1 pseudogene is annotated in these 1216 nt (G+C 38.3%); it reads left to right on the top strand.

From position 1 onward, the window contains the following. Positions 1-341: 341 nt before the first annotated feature. Positions 342-1043: pseudogene (locus PX482_RS18755) on the top strand (protein kinase domain-containing protein); the annotation flags it as partial. Positions 1044-1216: the final 173 nt, after the last annotated feature.

Below are 1216 nucleotides of genomic sequence, written 5' to 3'. Positions count from 1 at the left end.
ACCACCTTTTAGACTTTATGCTCGATGAGGCCATCCCTGTTACTCGCGTTAATTCTTCTTGATTTTGGATGGGGAGCTACAGGGCAAAAGCGTTTTGTATTCTGTATTCCTTGCTACATTCTGAATTTGGAATTGCTGCAACATAGTTTAGGCTTTAGGCTTAGTTCATGTAAAAATGTAAAGTAGGAAGAAGTACCGTAGGTTGGGTTGAGGCACGAAACCCAACATAACCAACAGCTAAGACAGGAAACCCAACATAACCAACAGCTAAGACAGGAAACCCAACATAACCAACAGCTACTTTTTTAACGTCAACCCAACTACTTAAAGGAGTAAAAACCATGAGTCTGTGTCTCAATCCTAATTGTTCCTCCGCCAATCCAGATGGCAATAAATTCTGTGAAAAATGCCGCTCGAAATTGTTCTTACAAGAGCGTTATCAAGCAACTCAATTAATTGGTCAAGGAGGATTTGGTCGCACTTTTAAGGCGATAGATTACAGTAAGCCTTCTCGACCTTATTGTGTGATTAAACAGTTTTTTCCTTCGGCTCAAGGGACTGATACAATTGAGAAAGCCTCAGAATTATTTGAAAAAGAAGCAATCCAATTAGAGAAGTTAGGAAAACATCCCCAAATCCCTGAACTTTTCGCCTATCTCAATCATGATGATGACCGTCAATATTTGGTACAAGAATATATTGAAGGACAGAATTTAGAACAAGAATTAAGAAGCCAGGGGGTATTTAATGAAGCCAAGATTAAAGCTTTATTAACGGATATTTTGCCGGTTTTAGATTTTATTCATAGTCAGGGAGTGGTTCACCGAGACATTAAACCAGAAAATATTATTAGACGTAACTCAGACAAGAAAGCGGTTTTAGTAGATTTTGGCGCGTCTAAAGTTGTTACACATCTTAACCGTTCTGTTACTGGTACAGTAATCGGTTCAGCGGAATATATCGCACCAGAACAAGCCAACGGTAAGCCGATCAATCTTAGTGATTTGTATAGTTTAGGAGTCACTTGTATTTATTTGTTAACTTAGGTTTCACCCTTTGATTTATTTGATACCAGGGGAGCATCTCACTTACGCGATAAGTAATTATACTTAGCCTAAAAGCCACTCTTAATCGTGTCTTGGAACGAAATAGAGGCTTTTAAAGACTGCGTACATGGAGAATTAAAACAAGAATTACCCTCGAAAAGCCTATTTTT

Origin of the sequence: Microcystis sp. M53602_WE12 (assembly GCF_030065455.1) — a bacterium.
In the GTDB taxonomy this organism is placed as follows: Bacteria; Cyanobacteriota; Cyanobacteriia; order Cyanobacteriales; family Microcystaceae; genus Microcystis; species Microcystis aeruginosa.
This window is presented reverse-complemented; position numbering and strand designations above follow the sequence as displayed.